Annotated in this window: 17 protein-coding genes; 11 read left to right on the forward strand and 6 right to left on the reverse strand. The window is 59.0% G+C overall.

The genetic code is table 11. The annotated features are described in order from the left end of the window. Nucleotides 1-5: 5 nt before the first annotated feature. Entirely contained in the window at nt 6-674 is a 669-nt protein-coding gene (locus tag C9411_RS15475) for a fimbria/pilus periplasmic chaperone (protein WP_060438937.1), read from the forward strand. On the opposite strand, the gene C9411_RS15480 is transcribed toward C9411_RS15475, so the two are convergent. Together C9411_RS15480 and C9411_RS15485 are read right to left on the reverse strand one after the other, a co-directional pair. Then, nucleotides 671-2,137 (reverse strand): ATP-binding protein, encoded by a 1,467-nt coding sequence (locus C9411_RS15480; protein WP_063988835.1) that lies wholly within the window; start codon nt 2,135-2,137, stop codon nt 671-673. The two genes, C9411_RS15475 and C9411_RS15480, sit on opposite strands and share 4 nt — an antisense overlap. Nucleotides 2,138-2,140: 3 nt before the next feature. Beyond that, nucleotides 2,141-2,854: a response regulator transcription factor gene (locus C9411_RS15485; protein ID WP_047728196.1), complete on the reverse strand. Its 714-nt coding sequence runs from the start codon at nt 2,852-2,854 to the stop codon at nt 2,141-2,143. Nucleotides 2,855-3,004: 150 nt separating this feature from the next. On the opposite strand from C9411_RS15485, the gene C9411_RS15490 reads away from it, so the two are divergent. The 4 genes from C9411_RS15490 to C9411_RS15505 all read left to right on the forward strand — a co-directional run bounded on the left by C9411_RS15490 (nt 3,005) and on the right by C9411_RS15505 (nt 5,319). Next, entirely contained in the window at nt 3,005-3,616 is a 612-nt protein-coding gene (locus C9411_RS15490) for a cytochrome b/b6 domain-containing protein (RefSeq protein WP_107227421.1), read from the forward strand. Between the two features lie 10 nt (nt 3,617-3,626). Continuing rightward, on the forward strand, nt 3,627-4,403 hold the full coding sequence (locus C9411_RS15495) for a molybdopterin-dependent oxidoreductase (RefSeq protein WP_063988836.1): 777 nt from the start codon (nt 3,627-3,629) through the stop codon (nt 4,401-4,403). A gap of 59 nt (nt 4,404-4,462) precedes the next feature. Then, the gene (locus C9411_RS15500; protein WP_107227422.1) at nt 4,463-4,783 is read left to right on the forward strand and encodes a pentapeptide MXKDX repeat protein; all 321 of its coding nucleotides are present in this window, start codon (nt 4,463-4,465) and stop codon (nt 4,781-4,783) included. Nucleotides 4,784-4,848: 65 nt separating this feature from the next. Then, nucleotides 4,849-5,319: a YkgB family protein gene (locus C9411_RS15505; protein ID WP_033637683.1), complete on the forward strand. Its 471-nt coding sequence runs from the start codon at nt 4,849-4,851 to the stop codon at nt 5,317-5,319. Between the two features lie 44 nt (nt 5,320-5,363). On the opposite strand, the gene C9411_RS15510 is transcribed toward C9411_RS15505, so the two are convergent. Then, nucleotides 5,364-7,403 (reverse strand): choline transporter, encoded by a 2,040-nt coding sequence (locus C9411_RS15510; protein WP_060440723.1) that lies wholly within the window; start codon nt 7,401-7,403, stop codon nt 5,364-5,366. A 397-nt stretch (nt 7,404-7,800) separates the two neighbouring features. Between C9411_RS15510 and betI the strand changes: the two genes are divergently transcribed. From betI to betA, 3 genes are all read left to right on the forward strand, one after another. Continuing rightward, on the forward strand, nt 7,801-8,403 hold the full coding sequence (betI, locus tag C9411_RS15515) for a transcriptional regulator BetI (RefSeq protein WP_004939107.1): 603 nt from the start codon (nt 7,801-7,803) through the stop codon (nt 8,401-8,403). Nucleotides 8,404-8,417: 14 nt separating this feature from the next. Continuing rightward, nucleotides 8,418-9,890: a betaine-aldehyde dehydrogenase gene (gene betB, locus C9411_RS15520; RefSeq protein WP_063988838.1), complete on the forward strand. Its 1,473-nt coding sequence runs from the start codon at nt 8,418-8,420 to the stop codon at nt 9,888-9,890. Between the two features lie 137 nt (nt 9,891-10,027). Beyond that, entirely contained in the window at nt 10,028-11,695 is a 1,668-nt protein-coding gene (gene betA, locus C9411_RS15525) for a choline dehydrogenase (protein WP_063988839.1), read from the forward strand. A 108-nt stretch (nt 11,696-11,803) separates the two neighbouring features. Here betA and C9411_RS15530 read toward each other — a convergent pair whose 3' ends face one another. The 3 genes from C9411_RS15530 to C9411_RS15540 form a co-directional block, all read right to left on the reverse strand. Next, nucleotides 11,804-13,429, reverse strand: a complete 1,626-nt coding sequence (locus C9411_RS15530) for an FMN-binding glutamate synthase family protein (protein ID WP_063988840.1) — start codon at nt 13,427-13,429, stop codon at nt 11,804-11,806. Between the two features lie 185 nt (nt 13,430-13,614). Then, entirely contained in the window at nt 13,615-14,205 is a 591-nt protein-coding gene (locus C9411_RS15535; RefSeq protein ID WP_004939094.1) for a LuxR family transcriptional regulator, read from the reverse strand. 21 nt (nt 14,206-14,226) lie between these two features. Further along, the gene (locus tag C9411_RS15540; RefSeq protein ID WP_047568560.1) at nt 14,227-14,943 is read right to left on the reverse strand and encodes an EAL domain-containing protein; all 717 of its coding nucleotides are present in this window, start codon (nt 14,941-14,943) and stop codon (nt 14,227-14,229) included. A 514-nt stretch (nt 14,944-15,457) separates the two neighbouring features. On the opposite strand from C9411_RS15540, the gene C9411_RS15545 reads away from it, so the two are divergent. The 3 genes from C9411_RS15545 to C9411_RS15555 are packed head-to-tail and all read left to right on the forward strand — an operon-like array spanning nt 15,458 to nt 19,342. After that, nucleotides 15,458-16,000 (forward strand): fimbrial protein, encoded by a 543-nt coding sequence (locus C9411_RS15545; protein WP_033647475.1) that lies wholly within the window; start codon nt 15,458-15,460, stop codon nt 15,998-16,000. A gap of 48 nt (nt 16,001-16,048) precedes the next feature. Beyond that, on the forward strand, nt 16,049-16,735 hold the full coding sequence (locus C9411_RS15550; RefSeq protein WP_033646826.1) for a molecular chaperone: 687 nt from the start codon (nt 16,049-16,051) through the stop codon (nt 16,733-16,735). A gap of 12 nt (nt 16,736-16,747) precedes the next feature. Then, on the forward strand, nt 16,748-19,342 hold the full coding sequence (locus tag C9411_RS15555; RefSeq protein WP_107227423.1) for a fimbria/pilus outer membrane usher protein: 2,595 nt from the start codon (nt 16,748-16,750) through the stop codon (nt 19,340-19,342). Nucleotides 19,343-19,347: the final 5 nt, after the last annotated feature.

Genomic DNA, 19,347 nt, shown 5'->3' on the forward strand with positions numbered 1-19,347 from the left:
AGGGCGTGAAACTTGTGCTGATAGGGTTGCTGTGTTTGTCCTTCCCCTTTACCGCCGCTGCAATCAATGTCGGTACCCTGACGTTTGCCATGGATCAGGATCGCTCATTCACCGCCAAGCGGGTGTTGAATAACAACCGCAGCGCGCGCCTGTATCAGGTGAGCATTCGCGCCATCGATCGGCCGGGAGAGCGCGAGGTGCGCAGCCGGCCGGCGGATGGCGAGCTGCTGTTTGCGCCGCGCCAACTGACGCTGCAGGCCGGGCAGGCGGAGTACTATAAGTTTTTCTACCGCGGGCCGCAGGATAATCGCGAGCGTTATTACCGGGTATCATTTCGCGAAGTGCCGACCCGATTGTTCGAACCGGGGCCGCGTCGGGGCGCCGGCGTCAACCTGGAGCCGATCGTGGTGATGGACACCATTCTGGTGGTGCGCCCGCGTCAGGTAAACTTTGCCTATCGGCTCGATACCCAGCGCGGTACGCTCACCAACACCGGCAACACCTATTTCAAGTTCCTGCTCAAGCCGGGCTGCAACAGCACAGATGAAGAGGGTGTCACCGAATACCTGCGCCCCGGCGATACGCTGACCCATGCCGGTATTCGGCTGAAGGGGCAGAAATTCATTATCTATAACGACAAATTTATCAGCGTCGATCGCAGCTGCCTCGATTAACGCGGCGGAATGGCAAAGCGGAAACAGGCGCCGCTTTGCGCTTGTTCGATCAGCTGAATATCGCTGTCGTGCAGCTGCAGAATGCGCCGCACGATCATCAGGCCCAGTCCACCGGAAGGGCGCCGGGCGCCGCTCAGGACAGACGGGCGTACGAACAGATCGGCGCGCAGCGTCTGCGGAATGCCGGGGCCGCTGTCGCTGACCTGCACCATCACCCGATCGTCCTGCCGCCACAGCCGCACGCCGATGTCGCCGCCGGGCGGCGTATGGCGAATGGCGTTGTCCAACAGGTTAGTCAGTACCCGCTCAATCATGCTGAGATCGGCGAACACCGGCGGAATGCCGGGGGGAATGTCGGCGTGCAGCCGCTGGTTGCGCGCCTCCGCCGCCAGCTCGAACTTTTGGAACACGTCCTGCAACAGCTCGCTGAGGGAAAAAGGCTCTTTCTGCGGTTTCACCACGCCGTACTCCAGCCGCGCCAGCTCGAACAGCTCCTGCGCCAGCTTGCCCACCTTGCGGCTCTGCGCCAGCGCGATCTCCAGATAGCGCCGCCGATCGGCTTCGCTCAGGGTGGCAGCCTTGACCGACAGCGTCTCCAGATAGCCGTGCAGCGAGGTGAGCGGGGTGCGCAGATCGTGCGAGACGTTGGCGATGAACTCACGCCGCAGCCGATCCTGCTGCGCCAGCGTTTGCCACTGATCGGCAAGGCGCTGCGCCATGCGGTGGAAAGCCTGCTGCAGCTGGCTGACTTCGTCGCGCCCGGCCCGTACCGCAGGCAGCGCCGCGTAGGCCTGCACCGCCTCGATGCCGCCGCTGTCCAGCGCGCTGACCTGCCGGGTCAGGCGACGGATAGGGCGCGTCACCCAATAAAACGCGAAACCGCCGGCCAGCAGGCTGAACAGCACCATCAGCCCGGAGGTCCACAGCGCCATCCTGACCGCCGAGTTGAACTGGGCGTTGCTGGCCAGCGCCGTGTACTCTTCGCCGAGCAGCACCACGTACAGATAGCCTTCGATCCGGCCATCGACCTTAAGCGGCGCGACGCTGAACACCTTGCGCCCGTCCGCGCTGCGCGGATCGTCGCCATACACCGGCATCGGCGCGCCACCGAGCAGCGCCTGCAGCGGCGGCAGCGCGACCCGCTGCCGCTTCAGATGCCCGGCCGGCGCGGCGTTGCCGATAATCGCGCCCTGTTTGTCGAGCAGGTAAACCTCAACGCTGGGATTCACCGCCATCAGCTGATCGAACAGGGTATGCACCGCCTGCGGATCCGGCCCGTTCACCCCCAGCAGCGGGTTGCTGTCGGCAATATGCTGCGCCAGGTTGCCGGACAGGCGCTGGATCACCGCCTGGCTGTACTGGGTGCTGCTGCGCACCTGCATCCAGCCGGAAAAGGCGCAGCCGATGACGATCAGCAGCGCGAAGATCAGCGTGAGGCGTTGCGCTAACGTAAGGTTTTTCATGGCTCACTCTTGCGGCGCGGCCGCGAATTTATAGCCCATGCCCCACACCGTGAGGATGCGCTCCGGTTCCGCCGGGTTGCGCTCGATCTTGATGCGCAGCCGGTTGATATGGGTGTTGACGGTGTGCTCATACCCCTCGTGCTGATAGCCCCAAACCTGATTCAACAGGCTCAGGCGTGAGAACACTTGGCCCGGGTGGCGGGCGAAAAAGTACAGCAGGTCGAATTCGCGCGGCGTCAGCTCGACCGGCTGCTGATGCAGGTGCACTTCGCGGGCGATGGGGTCGATGGTCAGATCGTTGAAGCTGAGCACGCCAGCGTCCATGCGCAGGTTGCGGCTCATCGCTTCCTGGCGGCGAAACAGCGCCTTGACCCGCGCCACCAGCTCCAGCATGGAGAAGGGCTTGGCCAGATAGTCGTCGGCGCCCAGCTCCAGCCCCAGCACACGGTGTACCTCGCTGGAGCGCGCACTGGTGATGATGATTGGCGTGTAGCGCGTCATGGTGCGCGCCCGGCGGCAAATTTCCAATCCGTCCACGCCCGGCAGCATCAGATCGAGGATCAAGGCATCCCAGCCGCCCTGTTCCAGCATCGCCATGCCCCGATTGCCGTCGGCGGCGTGGCTGATGGCGTAACCTTCGTCGCGCAGATGCAGTTGCAGCAGCTCGGCGATGTCGCCGTCGTCCTCGACGATCAAAATTCGTTTTGGCTTGTCCATTCTCATTACCGCTGATTGCCCGTTTCTCTCTGAAGTCTACACAACCCCCATCGGCGGAGTTATCACATTTTATTTAACTTTGCGTGAGGTCTTGGGGAACAAATCCGGCGAATACTTGGCTCATCGCATCGTTAGCTGGCAGGAATCTTTATGAGCCTCACTTTCACTCCGGAACAACGACAGACGGTGCATCCGCTGTGGCTGCGGTTGACGCACTGGCTGAATGCGCTGGCGATGCTGATCATGGTGACCAGCGGCTGGCGCATCTACAACGCTTCGCCGCTGTTCAACTTCAGCTTTCTCAATGAGCTGACGCTCGGCGGTTGGCTGGGCGGCGCGCTGCAGTGGCACTTCGCCGGCATGTGGCTGTTCGGCGTCAACGGGCTGTGCTACCTGCTGATCAACCTGGCCAGCGGGCGTTTCAAACGCAAATATTGGCCGCTCAGCCCACGGCAGTTTCTCGCCGATATAGGCGCCGCGTTGCGCGGCAGGCTGCAACACGCCGACCAGCGCCACTACAACATGGTGCAACGCGTGGCCTATCTGTCGGTGATGATCCTCGGTGTGATGAGCGCGCTGTCCGGGCTGGTGCTGTGGAAATCGGTGCAGTTTCCGCTGCTGCGCACGCTGCTCGGCGGTTATGAGGCGGCGCGCTATATCCACTTTTTTGCCATGTCGGCGCTGGTGGCCTTCGTCGCGATTCACCTGGTGATGGTGGCGCTGGTGCCGCGGACGCTGCTGGCCATGCTGCGCGGACGCTAAGGAGTGAATGATGGAAAAGGATAAACAGATCATGACGATCGGTGAAGGGCAGGCGATCGTCAAAGAAGCGCAGCGGCTGTTGAGCGCGCCTTCGCGCCGCCGCTTTCTGCGCAACGGCCTGACGCTGGGCGGCATCGCCATGCTCACCGGCTGCGATCTCAGCGATAACGCCAACGTCGAACAGGCGCTGAGCCGCATCTCGCGCTTCAACGATCGGGTACAGGGCTGGCTGTTCAATGGCGATCGCCTGGCGCCGGTCTACCCGGAATCGATGATCACCCGGCCGTTCCCGTTCAACGCTTTCTACGCCGAGGAGGACGCGCCGGACATCAACGGCGACGATTACCGGCTGGAGGTGGCGGGACTGGTGCAGGACAAACGCGCCTGGAGCCTGCCGCAGCTGCACCGCATGGCGCAGGTCAGCCAGGTGACGCGCCATATTTGCGTCGAGGGCTGGAGCGCCATCGGCAAGTGGGGCGGCGTGCCGTTCGCGACCTTTCTCCAGGCGATTGGCGCGGATCTGAGCGCCCGCTACGTCAGCTTTACCTGTGCCGACGATTACTACACCAGCATCGACATGGCCACCGCGCTGCACCCGCAGACGATTATCGCGCTGACCTATGACGGGCAGGTCTTGCCGCGCAAATACGGCTACCCGATGAAGCTGCGCATGCCGACCAAGCTGGGCTACAAGAATCCGAAACACATTCAGGTGATCGAGGTCACCAACCGCTTCCCGGGCGGTTACTGGGAAGACCAGGGTTACAACTGGTTTGGCGGCAGCTGAGGCAGCCACCGGCCATTCTCCGGCACCCCGGTGCCTTTGACATGACGGAAGGAAATACCATGAAAAAGTTATTCGCAATGATGATGTGCAGCGCGCTGATGCTGGGCGTGGCCGGCGCCAACGCCGCGGACGGCATGAGCAAAGACGCGATGAAAAAGGACGGCATGAGCCAGATGTCGCACGACGGCATGGCGAAAGATGGCATGAAGAAAGAGTGCATGGGCAAAGAGTGCATGAAGAAAGACAAGATGGGCAAAGACGCGATGAAGAAGGATGGCATGGCGAAAGACGGTATGGCCAAAGACGGTATGAAGAAAGACGGTATGAAGAAAGACGAAATGAAGAAGGACGAAATGAAGAAGGACGCGATGGGGCACTAAGCCGCCGCACCCCGCGGCCGCAAGCGGGCGATCCGCGGCGGCCGTGGGCAACATAAGGAGAGAGGATGATGCTGGCGACATGGCTACGGCGCTTTCAGCGCTCGAACGGGGACGTTATCTTTATGCGCGCGGCGCTGGTGGTGATCTTCGCCGCCTTCGGTTACGCCAAGTGGTTTGATTACGAGGCGCAGGGGCTGGTACCGCTGATCGGCAACAGCCCGCTGCTGAGCTGGATGCATCAGGCGTTCGGCATCCGCGGCGCCAGCTATGCGCTGGGCGTCGCCGAGTGGAGCTTCGGTTTGCTGCTGCTGGCGGGATTCTGGTCGCGGCGGCTGGGGTTGCTGGGGGCGATCGGTTCGACGGTGACCTACCTGACCACGCTGACGCTGATCTTTTCCACGCCGGGTGCCTGGGAGCCTTCCGCCGGCGGTTTCCCGGCCATGGCCGGGGCCACCAGTTTTTTAATCAAGGATCTGGTGTTGCTGGCCGGTTCCCTGGTGCTGCTGAAAGCCGACTTGCCGGCCGAGCAGGCATAAAAAAGGGCGTAGCCTGGCTACGCCCTCTCGTTATTTATCGACCGTCACATATCCGGGAAGGTCAGGGTGCCCCCCGGCGCTTCGCGATGAATGTGCAGGAAGTTCAGGTGCTTCTCGTACTGGTCGAGGATATCGCCAATCACCTGTTCCTTGCTGTAGTCCATCAGGTCGTTGCCCTGGGTGCCTTCCATCAGGAAGGTTTCCAGCCGGTAGTAGTGCGACTTGCCGGAGCGGGCGCGGTAGGTGAAGCCCGGCACCGAGTAGCGCATCGGCCAGATCTGATAGATAAAGTTCTGTTCTTCGCCCAGGCGCACCAGCAACTCCAGGTGGTTCAGACGCTCGTCTTCGGTCGGCGGCACTTCGCTGAACTCCACTTTCGCGCCGCGCAGCTCCAGCTCACGCGCCACGTCCTGCATCGCCGGACGGCAGACTTTATCCAACATTTTCTGCGTGTACTGGGTGCCAGGGTAGTTCATCACCCGCGACAGGCGCTGTTTCCAGTTGAGCACGTCGTGGCTGGAGACCGGCACCGGCGCCAGGGTGCTGAGCGCGCTGGCCTTGCGGTAGTCTTCCACCCGCAGCGATTTATACAGCCCAGCCATCACGAAGAAGATCACGAAGCTGAACGGCAGGCCCATGATCACCGTGGTTTTCTGCAGCGCCGGCACGCCGTCGGTCATCAGCATGCCGATGGTCAACAGGCCGATGGCCACCGACCAGAAAATCCGCAGCCAGTTCGGCGCATCATTATTGATGTCGGCCAGGCGCGAGGTGAAGTTGCCCAGCACCAGCGAGCCGGAGTCCGCCGAGGTGACGTAGAACAGCAGGCCGGTGATGGTGGCCACCGAGGCGCTGAAGGTGAAGCCGGGGTATTGTGCCAGCAGGCTGTAGAAACCGCGCTCCGGGAACTGCATCACTTCTTGGGCAAACTCGGCGTTGCCGTGAATGATCTGGTAGAGCGCACTGTTGCCGAAGATAGACAGCCACAGCAGGGTGAACACGAACGGTATGATCAGCGTGCCGACCACGAACTGGCGAATGGTGCGCCCGCGCGAGATGCGCGCCAGGAACAGGCCGACGAACGGCGACCACGCCACCCACCAGGCCCAGAAGAACAGCGTCCAATTGTTCATCCACTCCACCGGCCGATCGAAGGCGAAGCTGTTGAGCGTCATGCCCATAAAGCGATTGACGTAATCGCCGACGTTGAGCACCAGCGCGTTGAGCAGGAACTCGGTGTCGCCAAAGAACAGCACGAACAGGATCAGGCCCAGCGCCAGCAGCACGTTCAGCTCGGACAGGATGCGGATGCCCTTGTTGACGCCGGAGGTGACCGAGATGGTGGCCATGATCACCGACAGCAGGATCAGCGAGCCCTGCACCGTCAGGTTTTCCGGGATTTCGAACAGCACCTTGAGGCCGTAGTTGAGCTGCACCACGCCGATGCCCAGCGTGGTGGCGATGCCGAAGATGGTGCCGAGCACCGCGGCGATGTCCACGCTGTGGCCGATCGGCCCGTTGATGCGCTTACCGAAGATCGGGTACAGCGCCGAGCGGATGGTCAATGGCAGGTTGTAGCGATAGCTGAAGTAGCCGAGGGCGATGCCCATCAGCGCATACATCGACCAGCCGGTCAGGCCGTAGTGGAACAGCGTCCAGACCATCGCCTGGCGCGCGGCTTCCAGCGTTTGCGCGTCACCTTCCGGCGGCATCATGTACTGGGTTACCGGCTCGGCGACCGAGAAGAACATCAGGTCGATGCCGATGCCGGCGGCGAACAGCATCGCCGCCCAGCTCATCAGGCTGAACTCCGGCTTGGACTGTTCCGGCCCGAGCTTGATCGAGCCGAAGCGCGAAGCGGCGATAAACACCACGAACACGATGTACAGCGTCGCAGCCAGCAGATAGTACCAACCGAAGGTGGTCGACACCCAATTCAGCGTACGGGTGATCCACTGCCCGGAGAAGTCGGTGAAAAAGATGGTCATCAGCGAGAAGGCCAGGATCAGCCCCGCCGAGGTGAAGAAAACCACAGGGTTGAGGCGGTCCTGCTGCGGTTTGGAGGAGGTTTCGTGGGTTGTCATCGTCATCCTCTGAACTGAGAAAATCGTGCCGCTCCGCATTCCGGGGCGCGTTGGCCTCTGGAAAACGGGCGAATGAAGGCGGCGGCCATCCCCGTGAGGAGGGCCTGAATGATACCGCTTTCGCCTGTTAATGAAGCGCCGGCGCGCTTCGCGGCGGGAACCGCTTACAGCCACTGATTTTGGTCAGATTCGTTAATTACCTCACAAAAATCAGCCAGTTCCACAACCAGATAGTACAAATTTTTAACCAGGCGGCAATAAAATATATGCAATTTTTATTGAACGTTCAATCAAAAAAAAGTTTAATGGTCCTCATGATGACCTGAATCACGGGCGAAACGGCAGTGAAATTTGCCCGCTGAGATAAGGCCGAAGTCGGTTTTGTGAGAGTCGAAATATGCCAAAGGTAGGAATGCAGCCAATCAGAAGGCAGCAGTTGATTGATGCCACGCTCGCCGCGGTAAACGAAGTGGGAATGCATGACGCCACCATCGCACAGATCGCGCGGCGGGCCGGCGTTTCCAACGGCATCATCAGCCATTATTTCAAGGACAAGAACGGCCTGCTGGAGGCCACGATGCGCTATCTGATCAGTCATCTGGGCGAGGCGGTGAAGCTGCGCTTGCAGGCGCTGACCGATAACAGCCCGGCGGCGCGGCTGCAGGCGATCGTCGCCGGCAACTTCGACGACAGCCAGATCAACAGCGCGGCGATGAAGACCTGGCTGGCCTTTTGGGCCAGCAGTCTGCACCAACCGCAGCTCAACCGGCTGCAGCAGGTGAACGGCCGCCGGCTCTATTCCAACCTGTGCGCCGAGTTTCGCCGCGTCATGCCGCAGCCGCAGGCGCGGTTGGCGGCCAAGGGGCTGGCGGCGCTGATCGACGGACTGTGGCTGCGCAGCGCGCTGCGCGGCTCGGCGTTCAATCAGGCGCAGGCGCTGGCGCTCACGACCGAATACATCACGTTCCAACTCCGGGGGCAGACGCCGCCCGGAGGATAACCCAAGGAGATCCTATGTCCCGTTTTGGCTTGCAGAAGCTCTATATTCATGGCGCCTATGTAGACAGCACCGCTGGAAAAACCTTCAACGCCATTAACCCGGCGAACGGCGAAGTTCTGGCTGAAGTCCAGTCCGCCGGCGCTGAAGACGTCGATCGTGCGGTGGCCAGCGCGGCCAGCGGGCAGAAGGTGTGGGCGGCGATGACGGCGATGGCGCGTTCGCGCATCCTGCGTCGCGCGGTGGATATTCTGCGCGAGCGCAACGATGAACTGGCGGCGCTGGAAACGCTGGATACCGGCAAAGCGATGTCGGAAACCACCGCGGTGGATATCGTTACCGGCGCCGACGTGCTGGAGTATTACGCCGGCCTGATCCCGGCCATTGAAGGCGAACAGATCCCACTGCGCGAAACCTCATTCGTTTACACCCGCCGCGAACCGCTGGGCGTGGTGGCCGGCATCGGCGCCTGGAACTACCCGATTCAAATCGCGCTGTGGAAGTCCGCGCCGGCGCTGGCGGCGGGCAACGCGATGATCTTCAAACCGAGTGAAGTCACCTCGCTGACGGCGTTGAAGCTGGCGGAAATTTACACCGAAGCCGGCCTGCCGGACGGCGTTTTCAACGTGGTGACCGGCAGCGGCGCGGAAGTGGGGCAGTACCTGACCGACCATCCGGGCATCGCCAAAGTCTCTTTCACCGGCGGGGTGAAAACCGGCAAGAAGGTAATGGCCAACGCGTCGGGGTCGACGCTGAAAGAAGTCACTATGGAGCTGGGCGGCAAGTCACCGCTGATTATTTTCGACGACGCCGATCTGGATCGCGCCGCCGATATCGCCATGATGGCCAACTTCTACAGCTCCGGCCAGGTGTGCACCAATGGCACCCGCGTCTTCGTGCCGGCGGCGCTGCAGGCGCAGTTTGAGGCGAAAATCCTCGAGCGCGTGAAGCGTATTCGCCTCGGCGATCCGACCGATCCGCAGACCAACTTTGGGCCGCTGGTCAGCTTCGCGCACATGGAGTCGGTGCTGCGCTTTATCGAGAGCGGCAAGAACAGCGGCGCGCGCCTGCTGTGCGGCGGCGAACGCGTCACCCACGGTGAATTCGGCAAAGGCGCTTATGTGGCGCCGACGGTATTCAGCGACTGCCGCGACGACATGGAAATCGTGCGCGAGGAGATCTTCGGGCCGGTGATGAGCATTCTCCGCTACCAGAGCGAAGAGGAAGTGGTGCGCCGCGCCAACGACACCACCTTCGGCCTGGCCGCGGGCGTGGTGACCAACGATCTGGCACGCGCGCACCGCGTGATCCATCAGTTGGAAGCCGGCATTTGCTGGATCAACACCTGGGGCGAGTCGGCGGCGGAAATGCCGGTCGGCGGCTACAAGCAGTCCGGCGTCGGCCGCGAGAACGGCCTGACGACGCTGGAACACTACACCCAGATCAAATCGGTGCAGGTCGAGCTGGGCGAATACGCCTCGGTATTCTGATCTTCCCGTCGTCTTTCGAGCCGCAGCCGCGTTGGCTGCGGCCGACAATCTCTAGAGCGCCCAAATACACAGCCTGTTGCCGAGCCGCGCTTCGCGTCTTTGCCTGACCAGGCCTCTATAAAGTAAGGAGATAATGAATGGAATTTGACTACATCATTATCGGTGCCGGTTCCGCCGGCAACGTGTTAGCCACCCGATTGACCGAAGACGCCGACGTCAGCGTGCTGCTGCTGGAAGCCGGCGGCCCAGATTACCGGATGGATTTCCGTACCCAGATGCCGGCCGCGCTGGCGTTTCCGCTGCAGGGCCGCCGCTATAACTGGGCGTATGAAACCGATCCTGAGCCGCACATGAACAACCGCCGGATGGAATGTGGCCGTGGCAAAGGGCTGGGCGGTTCGTCCCTGATCAACGGCATGTGTTACATTCGCGGCAACGCGATGGACTTCGATAACTGGGCCAAGGCGCCGGGTCTGGAAGACTGGACCTATCTGGACTGCCTGCCGTATTTCCGCAAGGCGGAAACGCGCGATATCGGCCCGAATGATTACCACGGCGGCGAGGGCCCGGTGAGTGTCACCACGCCGAAAGCCGGTAACAACGAACTGTTCCACGCCATGGTAGAAGCCGGCGTGCAGGCGGGTTACCCGCGCACCGACGATCTGAACGGTTACCAACAAGAAGGCTTCGGCCCGATGGATCGCACCGTGACGCCGAAAGGGCGCCGCGCCAGCACCGCCCGCGGTTATCTGGATCAGGCGCGTTCGCGGCCGAACCTGAAAATCGTTACCCATGCGTTGACCGACCATATCGTGTTCGACGGCAAGCGTGCGGTGGGCGTCAACTATTTGCAGGGCGACAGTAATCAGCTGACCCACGCCAAAGCGCGGCGCGAAGTGCTGCTGTGCGCCGGCGCCATCGCCTCACCGCAGATCCTGCAGCGTTCGGGCGTTGGCCCGGCGGCGCTGCTGAACAGCCTGGATATCAAGGTGGTGCACGATCTGCCGGGCGTCGGGGAAAACTTGCAGGATCACCTGGAGATGTACCTGCAGTACGCCTGTAAGAAACCGGTGTCGCTGTACCCGGCGCTGCAATGGTTCAACCAGCCGAAGATCGGCGCGGAATGGCTGTTCAACGGTACCGGCGTCGGCGCCAGCAACCAGTTTGAGGCCGGCGGTTTCATCCGCAGCCGTGCAGAGTTCGCCTGGCCGAACATTCAGTATCACTTCCTGCCGGTGGCGATTAATTACAACGGCAGCAACGCGGTCAAAGAGCACGGCTTCCAGGCGCACGTCGGCTCGATGCGTTCGCCGAGCCGCGGCCGGGTGCAGGTGAAATCGAAAGATCCGCGCCAGCACCCGAGCATTCTGTTCAACTACATGGCGACCGAACAGGACTGGCAGGAGTTCCGCGACGCTATTCGCATCACGCGCGAGATCATGGCGCAGCCGGCTTTGGACGAATACCGTGGCCGCGAGATAAGCCCGGGGCCGGAGGTGCAGACCGACGAACAGCTGGACGCTTTCGTGCGCGAGCACGCCGAAACCGCCTTCCACCCGTCCTGCTCGTGCAAGATGGGCGAGGATGAGATGGCGGTGGTCGATGGGCAGGGCCGGGTGCACGGCATGGAAGGATTGCGGGTGGTGGATGCGTCGATCATGCCGCTGATCATCACCGGCAACCTGAACGCCACCACCATCATGATCGCCGAGAAGTTAGCCGATCGCATTCGCCAGCGCGCGCCGCTGCCGCGTAGCACCGCCGACTATTACGTCGCCGGCGATGCGCCGGTGCGCAAGCAGTAACCGACACGCCCTCTCGCCGTTGAGGGGGAGGGCCGCCGTAGCAAGCAACCCCTCTCCATATGCTCTTCCCCAAGGCGAGGGGGCAACTCTTTTTTATTCCTTATCCCATCATGCCGCCGGCAGCGAGATCGCCTGATCGAAACTGGTGGGCGTCGCCATACGCCACATGCGGGCATAGAACTCGCTTTTGATCTCCGGCTGCAGCAGCGCCCCCGGCTCCAGGTAGTAATAGATATCGGCGTACACCTTGATCTCGGTCGGCGTGATGCGGCGCAGCATATGGTGTGAGGTCAGCTGTTCCGGGCGGCTGACGCCGGCCGCCGCCAGCATGTCTGCCAGCGCTTTCACCGTATTCTGATGGAAGTGGTAGACGCGTTCCGCCTTGTTCGGCACTACAAGCGCTTTCTGTCGTAGCGGATCTTGCGTCGCCACGCCGGTTGGACAGTGGTTGGTGTGGCAGCTTTGCGACTGGATGCAGCCGACGGCGAACATAAATCCGCGCGCCGAGTTCACCCAGTCAGCGCCGAGCACCAGCACGCTGGCGATATCGAAGGCGCTGATGATCTTGCCGCTGGCACCTATCTTGATTTGGTCGCGCAGGCCGCAGCCTACCAATGTGTTATGCACGAACAGCAGCCCTTCGCGCAGCGGCATGCCCATATAGTTGGAAAGCTCGAGCGGCGCGGCGCCGGTGCCGCCTTCCTTGCCGTCCACCACGATGAAATCCGGCAGGATGCGGGTGTGCAGCATCGCCTTGACGATGGCGACGAATTCCCACGGGTGGCCGATGCACAGCTTGAAACCGACCGGCTTACCGCCAGACAGTTCGCGCAGCTGCTGGATGAAATGCATCATTTCCAGCGGGGTGGTGAAGGCGCTGTGCGAGGCCGGCGAGATGCAATCGACCCCTTCCGGCACGCCGCGGGTGGCGGCGATTTCCGCATCCACCTTCTTCGCCGGCAGAATGCCGCCGTGGCCGGGTTTGGCGCCTTGGCTGAGCTTGATTTCAATCATTTTCACCTGCGGGCTTTGCGCCTGTTCGGCAAAGCGCCGCGGATCGAAATGGCCGTCGGCGGTGCGGCAGCCGAAATAGCCGCTGCCCAGCTCCCACACCAGATCGCCGTTGTTTTCGCGGTGATAGCGGCTGATGCTGCCCTCGCCGGTGTCGTGGTAGAAATTGCCCTTGGCCGCGCCGAGGTTGAGCGCGCGAATGGCGTTGGCGGAGAGCGCGCCGAAGCTCATGGCCGAGATGTTGAAGATCGACGCGGAGTAGGGCAGGTGGCAGTCGGCGCCGCCGATAGTGATGCGGAAACTGGTCGGGTCGGCGGCTTCCACCGGCCGCATGGAGTGGCCGATGCACTCATAGCCGGTCTGGTAGACGTCCAGCAGGGTGCCGAACGGCTTGTCGCCCATCTCATTTTTCGCCCGGCGATACACCAGCGTGCGCTGGGTGCGTGAAAACGGGATCTCTTCATTATCCTGTTCGAGGAAATACTGGCGCAGTTCCGGGCGGATGAACTCGAAGAAGAAGCGCAGGCGGCCGATGATCGGGTAGTTGCGGCAGATGGCGTGACGTTGCTGCGTGAGATCATAGATGCCCAGCACCATCAAGCCACCGCAGGCCAGGGCCGGCAGCCAGAACCACGGATGGTTGCGCATCATGATCAAGAAAACCAGGGTGAGCAAGATGCTCAGCACAAAGCAGGTGTAGCGGCTGAATAAGGACGACTTCATAACATCTCCTGATGTTTATTTTAATCCACACGACATGACTCACGGATAATCCGTGTGCAAATCGTAACCAACAGGAGGAGATGTTGTGTGTCTGTTGCTGCTTTGTCGCCGGTTGTTACATTAATTTAACTTGGCGGGGGAGGGCTGGTTGCCGCGCGGCGTACCGCGCAACAAGCCAGGGCAGGTTATTTGCCGGCGACGAAGATGGTGCTCATGCTGCGCAGCCGCAGCTTTTTCATCGCGCTGTATTTCTGCGAAAAGATGGTTTTTGGGTGCGTGCCGCGTTTTTCGGCAATGTGCAACAGGCTGTCGCCGCGCAGCAGATTGAAGATCACGTCGCTTTCCGCCGGGCTGAGCTCGCGGGTTTTCTGCACTCTGATGCCGCCCGGTTCTTTGCTTTCCAGCAGCCGCTGGATTTTTTCCTGCAGCGAATAAAGCGGAATGCGGGTAGAGACCAACTCAACGGAAATCCCCAGGATCGACAACAGCTTCACCACGCGCTCGTCGTCATAGAACACCAGCAGACGCGTCTTGCTGTTGTACTGCTGGTGCAGGGACACCAGGCTTTCGATCACGTTGACGCTCTGTTCCAGATTTTGCGAGGTGAAAATCAGCGCGATATCGTGCTTGGTGATCTTCTCTGCTTTGGCACCGCCGTGCATGAAATCGGAAAACAGGCGGATATCGTACGCGCCGTAGTGTTTCTTCAGCAGCACCGACAGGCCAACATAGCTGTACTTACACTCACTAATCACAAGAACGTTGTTTTTAGACATAGGGCAAACACCAATACCGAGTTAAAAGTATTCAGCTGTAAGAAGCGAGTTCAAATCCTTGATGCTGGATTCCTTCCACAGCTTTCCCTGCAGTGCGTAATATGGCATTTCATCCAGCCATTTCTTGTGTTCGGGAGTTTCAACTCCTTCGATAATTACCTTGTAATGATTAAGGTAAAAAAAGCGCAGTAACGCGCGCATCAAGCCCTCGCCGCCGGACTTTTTCATGAAGTCCCAAAGCAGAAAACGGTCGAGCTTAACGAAGCGGAACTGGCTGTTGTACAACGCGGAGAAACCCGCATAGCCAGAACCAAAATCATCGAGCCAAAATGAATAACTATTCAATGACGGATCGCCGTGTACGCGATCTTTCACCAGCCGGGTTGAATTCTCGCTGATCTCAAAATGAATACAGCGCAGGGCATTAATTCTTTCGGCAAAGTGAGTATTCGCCAGCGATTGCAGGGAATAGTCGTCAACATTCAACGTGGCTATCACTTGGTTTTCATGAAACCAGTGTTTGTATTTATCGATCAGATTGATCTGATCCATCAAAATCTCAATCCGGGTGGCACTGTCGGCGTGACGAAAGAACTGTTCGGGAGAAAAATGGGCGTACTCACTATTAAACGTAAAGCGAGACAGACATTCAACGGCCAGCAATTGTCCCGATTTCGCGAACATTGGCTGAAAAACATAATTAATGCCGTTATTTTTCTCTCTGAAAGAACTGCTCATTTCCCAATCCTTGGATTGATATTTAACTTGTTGATTTTAAATGGTTAAAAAGAAAGTTACTCCGATTTTATTGGTAAATTTCTTATTTAAAGCGTCAGGATGGCCGAAGCGTGTCGACAGACCATTTAACGCGTAATTCGTGCCAAAGTCCAAACGTCGCAATCTGTTACTAAATGTAAATATTCGGGATAATATTCTGATTTTCAGGCCTTAATGCAAAATCTTGAACTCTGCAGCTTTCCCAAACACAGATTATTCCTATTCATATGAATCGTCAACATCGATCGATAGGTATCCGCCGATAGTTTATTCCTATCAAGAGGGGCCTTATGAATGTTTTAAACGATTTAACATTAAGAATATGCTTAGTCTATATTTCGTCCGGCAATGAGTTCATCGAGGCAACGCTCCTTTTCAGCAAGGGAGTGCTATCGCTGAGTGTATGCTCAGTGGCGGCAATATATATATAAGCCCGCCACTGAATCGATTATTTTATTGTTCTATGGAGCTGGAAATGAAAAAAGTATTATTGCCTTTGGCCGCCCTGGTATTGTCTGCAACTGCTTCCAACGCAATGGCAGCAAACGGCACTGTTAAATTCACCGGTGAAATCAAACAGTCTACCTGCCAGGTAACTAGCGATACTCAGAATAAAGAAGTTTACCTGGGTACTTACCCAACTTCTGCTTTCCCAACCGTGGGTTCTAAATCCGCTTCTAAAGCTTTCCAGATCTCTCTGGAAAAATGTGATGCCGGCGATTACAGCCTGCGTTTCGACGGTAACACCGTTGCCGGCAACCCAGACCTGCTGTCCGTAAGCAACGTTGGCGGCACCGGCGCTGCAGCTACCGGCGTGGGTATCGAAATCACCGATAACAATGGCAAGCCATTCGCTATCGGCGACGGTTCCAACATCAACGACGACGTAGCGAAAGTCACCATCGCTGCTGACGGTAAAGCGACCTTCAACCTGCAGGCTCGTTACCGTTCATTCGATAGCAACGTAACTGCAGGTCTGGCTAACGCCACCAGCCCGTTCACTATCGAATACAAATAATCGTCTTTCAGGACATACACGGCCAAGGATGGCCCGTAGAGGAAACCGATGAAAAAGTTCTTTGCTGCTCTGCTGATGCTGGGCACCTTTAACAGCTACGCCGGTATCCAGGTAGATGCCACTCGCGTGATTTATAAAGGCGATGACAAATCCGCCTCTCTGCCGATTCATAACGATGCTTCAGAAGCTTATATGGTGCAGACCTGGCTGGACACCGGTGACAGAAACCAAGTGCCGAAAAATCTGCCTGTCGTTGTCGTTCCACCGATTCTGAAATTGGACGCTGCTAAAACTGCAGTTCTGCGCTTTATCTATTCCGGTAATGGTTTACCTCAGGATAAAGAAACCCTGCTGTGGATTAACGTGCAGGAAATTCCACCGGCGCCGAAGCAAGAAAACGTGCTGCAGGTTGCGGTGCGTACTCGAATCAAACTTTTTTACCGGCCGGTGGCGTTGAAAACGACGCTGGACGAGCAAGTACAAAACTTGCGTTGGCAGCGTGAAGGTTCACGTCTGCAAGTGATTAACGATGGCCCGCTGCATATTACCTTTGGGGCGCTGCATTTGAAAAACAGCGCAGGCAAGACCGTGGATGTGGACGCCAACATGGTGAGCCCGAAAGATCGCCTATCGATCAGCATTCCAGCGGGCGTCAGCGTCGGCAACAAGATTGCTTTCAGTTATATCAACGATTTTGGCGGTAGAACGGAAGTCAAGGACGTTCCAGTACAATAAGAGAGACAGGGAATGGCAAATCAACGAAAAGTAGCAGGCGGAGCGACGCGGCTGACACAGCTGATCCGAATTGCAATCATTGCCGCCAGTGCGCCGATGTTCTGGAGTGAAGCAGCGCTGGCAGAGTTTAACATGTCGTTTATTCACGGCGATGAAAACCTGAGCAACGCGGAAGCGGTCGCTCAGGGCGATGCTTTGCAACCAGGCGTTTACCCATTCGACATCTACGTCAACCTGACTCAGGTCGATCATAAGGATGTTACTTTTCGTCAGGTTAAAGGCCAGACCGCGTCTCAACCCTGCCTGAAAGTTGAAGACCTGCGCAACTACGGCATCAAACTGCCGGAAACACTGCAGGCCGGCAGCTGCGTTGATCTGCCTGCGTTGGTTAAAGACGCCACCGTCAGCTATGACGCGGCGGTGCAGCAGATTAACATTTCCGTACCTCAGACCATGATGGATCTGAGCGCTATCGGCGCGATCCCGCCAAGCATGTACGATGAAGGCATCAACGCGCTGTTCGCCAACTATAACTTCAACTACAACAAGAACAGCTATCGCAGAGATGACGCTGACGACAGCGAGTACATGTTCCTCGCGTTGAACAGCGGCCTTAACCTAGGCAGATGGCGCCTGCGCAACAACTCCACCTGGGACAAACAGAGTGGCAGCAGCAGCAACTGGACCAACGTCTCTTCCTGGGCAGAGACCGACATCGTGCCATGGCGCAGCCGTTTGGTGATGGGGCAGGCGAGCACCAACAACAGCGTGTTCAACAGCTTCCAGTTCCGTGGGGTACAACTCTCCAGCGTTGACGACATGCTGCCGGACAGCCTGCGCGGTTATGCGCCGGTGGTGCGCGGCGTGGCGGCAACCAATGCCCGCGTCGAGATTCGCCAGAACGGTTATGTTATCTACAGCACCAACGTCGCGCCGGGTCCTTTCGAGATCCACGACGTTTATCCGCATACTAACAACGGTGACCTGCAGGTGACCGTCAACGAGGCCGACGGTTCGCACAAAACGTTCAGCGTCGCCTACTCTTCCGTGGCCAACATGCTGCGCGAAGGCATTTGGAATTTCCAGCTGACCGCCGGTAAATACCACAACGGTAACGGCGGCTATCAGCCGAAGCTGATTCAGGGTACTGCGGCATACGGCATGAACTATGGCCTGACGCCGTTCGGCGGCGCCATCATCGCCGAGCACTACCGTTCCGCTGCCGTGGGTATCGGTAAGAGCCTGGGATCGTGGGGTGCCATCTCCGTGGACGGTTCGATCTCCGATACCGAGCTGGCGAACGGCGATCGCAAGCAGGGGCAGAGCTTCCGTTTCCTGTACTCCAAATCGCTCAACCAGATGGGCACCAACTTCCAGTTGGCGGGCTATCGCTATGCGACTTCCGGTTACTATGATCTCAGCGATGCGGTCCAGGAACGCAACAGCTGGCGCAACGGCATTTATGCCAATGATTACTGGGATCCGAACGATCTGCAGCCGGGCCAGCCTTCCTGGAGCAACAACCAGAAACGCACCCGATACACCGCACGCTACGGCAACAAGCGCGAACGCGTCGAGCTGTCGCTCAGCCAGCAGCTGTGGGCGGGGGCTAGCCTGTACGCCAACGTGAGCCACCAGAACTACTGGGGCGTGTCCGGTAACGATCGCACGATTCAACTGGGTTACAACGACGGCTTCAAGCGCATTTCCTACGGCGTTTATCTGCAGGATACGCGCGGCCAGTACGGCTATTCCGATCGCAGCGTGAACTTCACGATGTCAATCCCGTTGGATTGGGGCCAGAGCAACAACTCAACCACCGCCAACTTCAGCGCGGCGCACAGCAAGCAGAGCGGCGACAGCTACTCGACCGGCATCAGCGGCACCCTGCTGGATGATCGTCGCATGAACTACTCGGTTTCCACCGGGCATACGCAGTCCTCCGGTCAGAGCAGCAACCTGAACCTGGGCTACAGCAGCAGCATCGGTAACATCGACGGTAGCTATGCCTACAGCTCGAAATACCGTCAGGAAGGGCTGGGCCTCTCCGGCGGCCTGCTGGTGCACTCCGGCGGCGCGACTCTGACGCAGCCGTTGCAGAACACCATCTTGCTGGTGGAAGCGAAAGACGCCAAAGGCGTGCGTCTGGAAAACCAGCCGGGCGTGACCATCGATCGCTTCGGTTATGCGGTTGTGCCGTCGGCCAACCCGTACCGCTACAACTATGTGGCGCTGCGCACCGAAGATTTCGGCCCGGGCCTGGATGTGCCGGTGGCCAGTAAGCAAGTGGTGCCGACCGAGAAATCGGTGGTGAAGGTGAGTTTCGATACCTTCAAGGGCGTCAGCCTGCTGATTCACGCTCGTCTGGGTGATAACGGTTACCCGGCCATCGGCGCCGGTGTGTTCAACGAGTCCGGCCGTAACAGCGGCACCGTGGGCCTGGAGGGCGCAACCTATGTTTCCGGCGTGAAAGCGGGTGAGAAACTGACGATCAAATGGGGTCCGAAAGCCGATCAGCAATGCGTACTGCCGATTCCGGCGGACGTGGGCGACAAACAAGCGGCCATGGGATATCAGGAACTGACCCTGCAATGCCAAAAACTGTAAGGTAC

Origin of the sequence: Serratia sp. Nf2 (genome assembly GCF_003028435.1) — a bacterium.
Lineage (GTDB): Bacteria > Pseudomonadota > Gammaproteobacteria > Enterobacterales > Enterobacteriaceae > Serratia > Serratia marcescens_L.